General features: G+C 72.9%; 4 protein-coding genes. 2 read left to right on the top strand and 2 right to left on the bottom strand.

The window, feature by feature from the left end; all coding sequences use genetic code 11:
• A partial coding sequence (locus ABZ646_RS43830) for a DUF427 domain-containing protein (protein ID WP_360532590.1) occupies positions 1-314 on the bottom strand: 314 nt, incomplete at its 3' end.
• Between the two features lie 58 nt (positions 315-372).
• Here ABZ646_RS43830 and ABZ646_RS43825 point away from each other — a divergent pair.
• Positions 373-1,122, top strand: a complete 750-nt coding sequence (locus ABZ646_RS43825; RefSeq protein ID WP_360532587.1) for an IclR family transcriptional regulator C-terminal domain-containing protein — start codon at positions 373-375, stop codon at positions 1,120-1,122.
• Positions 1,123-1,148: 26 nt separating this feature from the next.
• Here the strand turns inward: ABZ646_RS43825 and ABZ646_RS43820 are convergent, their stop codons facing one another.
• Positions 1,149-1,967, bottom strand: a complete 819-nt coding sequence (locus ABZ646_RS43820; protein ID WP_360532584.1) for an IclR family transcriptional regulator — start codon at positions 1,965-1,967, stop codon at positions 1,149-1,151.
• Between the two features lie 121 nt (positions 1,968-2,088).
• Between ABZ646_RS43820 and ABZ646_RS43815 the strand changes: the two genes are divergently transcribed.
• On the top strand, positions 2,089-3,009 hold the full coding sequence (locus ABZ646_RS43815; protein WP_360532581.1) for an ABC transporter substrate-binding protein: 921 nt from the start codon (positions 2,089-2,091) through the stop codon (positions 3,007-3,009).
• Positions 3,010-3,035: the final 26 nt, after the last annotated feature.

Genomic DNA, 3,035 nt, shown 5'->3' with positions numbered 1-3,035 from the left:
GCGGGGAAGGTCCAGGCGGCGTTCTCCAGCAGCTCGCCGTCGAGGTCGAGGTCGTAGAAGATCCGCGAGCCGGTGTGGGTGCCGAGCGCCGGGTTCCGCGCGGGACGCAGGAGGTCCTCGCGCACGTCCGCGCGCGGGAACGCGTACAGCGGGACGGGTACGCCCGGCTCCCAGACCAGGACGGGACGGCGGCTGTCGACGACCGTGACGGCGCCGGTGCGGCCGCGCACCCAGCGTTCGGAGGGCTCCCACAGGAGCCCTTCGGGGGTGGCCCGTACCGCTTGGAGGGTGGGGTGCGTGGGGGGTGTGGTCATCGGTGGTTCTCCTGCGGTCGGTTCAGTCGGTCACTTCCGGATCTGTAGCATCCGGCGCATGGACGTGGCGACAGGTGCACTGCCCAGAGGGCTCGGCCTGGTGGAGCGGGTGCTCCGGGGGGAGCTCGACAGCCGAGGGGGACCCGGGGTGGTCCGGCTGGCGGAGGAGAGCGGGCTGGACAAGGGGCAGGCGTCGCGACTGCTGCGGGATCTGGTCGGTACCGGGACGCTCGCCCGGGACGGGCACGAGTTCCGTGCCGGGGCCGACCTGCTGGCCGTCGCGGCGGAGGCCGGACCCTGGGGGGTGGAGAGCCGGGCGCTGCTGCGGGAGCTGGTGGTCCGGTTCGGGGCGTGTGCGTACGTGGACGTGCTCTGTGGGGCGATGGTGCTCTCGGTGCGGGCCGAGCTGGCGGCCTGGGCCGAGTTCTCCTGGGCGCGCGCGGGGCGGCTGACACCGGTGTGGTGCACCGGGGCGGGGCGGGCGCTGCTCTTCGACCACTCGCGCGAGGAGGTCGCCCGGCTCCTCGGCGGCGAGGACTTCATCGGGGCGGGCGGCCCCTACGCGCCGCGGACCGTGGACGACCTGCTGACGCGGGTCGCGGCGGACACCGGGCGCGGGGTCGCGGTGTGCGAGAGCGAGTACGACGAGGACGTGCTGGAGGTGGCGGCCCCGGTGCGGGGCGTACGCGGGGACGTGGTGGCTGCGGTCAGCGCGGTCGTGCCGCACGCGGCGGCCAGGGACGACCGGGGCCAGCTCGTCGCCGCCATCGGTGACGCGGCGACGCGGCTGGCCTCCCTGCTCCGCTGAGCCGGGCCGGGAACGATCAGTGAAGATCAGTCCTCGTCCGTCGAGCGCAGGGCGGAGCTCAGCCAGGCGCTCCAGCGGACCACCGACTCCGCGCAGGCCGCCGTCGCCGGCTCGAGACGGTGGCGTGGGCCGACGACCTGCACGGCGGCGACGATCTCCCCGCGGAAGTCCCTGACCGGAGCGGCGAGCGAGTACAGTCCGGGCTCGGCCTCCTGGTCCACGACCGAGTAGCCCCGCTCGCGGGCCGCGGCCAGCCGGGCCAGGAAGTCGTCCAGGTCGGCCGGGGTGTTGGGGCCGTGCCGGACGAAGTCGGTGCGGGCGAGGACGGCGGCGACCTCCGTGGGGCCGGCATCGAACAGCAGGGCCTGTCCGGCGTCGCTGCAGTAGGCGGGATAGGCGCGGCCCACCCACGAGACGAACGAGGACAGCGCCGGTGGCATCGATTCGAGGATCGTCACCGAGCTGGCACCCCGCAGGACCCCCAGGTAGGCGCACTCCCCCGTGTCGGCGGCGACGCCCTCCAGCGCGGTTCGGCCGTCCCGGCGCAGGCGGGCCTCGGTGATCTGCTGGGCCCTCGCGTACAGCTCCCAGGCGACGGAGTAGCGCAGCGACGCGGGATCACGGCGCAGGAACCGGGCCGTCTCCAGGCTCCGCAGGATGCGGGAGACCTGGCTGCGTTCGCGGCCCAGCAGCGCGGCGACCTCGGCGGCAGTGTGACCGCGCGGGTCCTGGGGCGGGTGCCGGGCGAAGAGTCGTAGTACGGCCAGGCCGCGTTTCAGGCTGCTGTCGGTGGTCATCGCGGGCCGAGCATAGCGCCGGGCCGCGGCGTTGCCGCTGGCGATCATTGCGCGGACATTGCAGGTTCGTTGCAAGGTGCGTGCATGATGAGCAACTGGACTTGTCTATTTCGCTTCCGCGGATAGTCTCCAGCCATCCCTCGCATTTCAGGCTCATCAGGAGTTCGCCTTGTCCGCTCTGCGCCCGCTAGTACTCCTCGGTTCCGCGACGCTGCTCCTGGCGGGCTGCGCCGACCCCTCGGAGCCGGCCGGCGCCTCCTCCGGCACGGCGTCCGGTGCCTCCACCGCGTCCGCCGCACCGATCGCGAAGAACGCCGCGCTCGCCGCCAAGGTCCCGGCCGCCCTGCGGACGAGCGGGCTCACGGTCGCCAGTGACGTCAGCTACCCGCCGATGGACTCCTTCGCCTCCGACAACAAGACGGTCGTCGGCGCCGAGGCCGACCTCGACAAGGCCCTCGGCACCGTCCTCGGCGTCAAGGTGACCATCGTGAACGTGCCCTTCGACTCGATCCTGCCGGGGCTGCAGTCGGGCAAGTACCAGCTCGGCGTCTCCTCCTTCACGGACACCGCCGAGCGAGAGAAGGTCGTCGACTTCGTCACCTATTTCGACGCGGGCACGTCCCTGCTGGTGCCGGCCGGGAACCCCAAGGCGCTCAAGCCCGTGGGCGACTCGCTGTGCGGTCGTGCCGTCGCCGTGGCGAAGGGGTCCACGCAGGCGCTCGTGGACCTGCCGGCCCGCGCGAAGACCTGCAAGACGCCGATCAAGGTCAGCACCTTCCCGGACGGCACCGGTGTGAACCTCGCCGTCACCAGCGGCCGCGCCGACGCCGCCCTGGCCGACTCCCCGGTCGCCGCGTACGCCGCCAAGCAGTCCGGTGGCAAGCTGGAGGTCACCGGGGACTCCTACGGCAACGCGCCCTTCGGCATCGCCGTGCCGAAGAACAGTGAGCTGACCGGGCTGCTCAAGTCGGCGCTCGAGGACCTCAAGGCGAGCGGCGGCTACCAGCAGGTCCTCGCCAAGTGGGGCCTTCAGTCCGGCGCGCTGGACACGTTCGAGATCAACGCGGCTACAAGGCCGTCGACGCCATGACCCCGGTCGGCCGCGGCCAGGCTGGG

The sequence above is a fragment of the Streptomyces sp. NPDC007162 genome (assembly GCF_040634175.1).
Classification (GTDB): Bacteria; Actinomycetota; Actinomycetes; order Streptomycetales; family Streptomycetaceae; genus Streptomyces.
Note: the sequence above shows the minus strand (reverse complement) of the source record. Positions and strands in the feature narration are given on the sequence as shown.

Coding starts and splice junctions, on each gene's coding strand:
- ABZ646_RS43820 (WP_360532584.1), bottom strand. CDS start 1,967: ATGATCGCCAGCGGCAACGCCGCGGCCCGGCGCTATGCTCGGCCCGCG.
- ABZ646_RS43825 (WP_360532587.1), top strand. CDS start 373: ATGGACGTGGCGACAGGTGCACTGCCCAGAGGGCTCGGCCTGGTGGAG.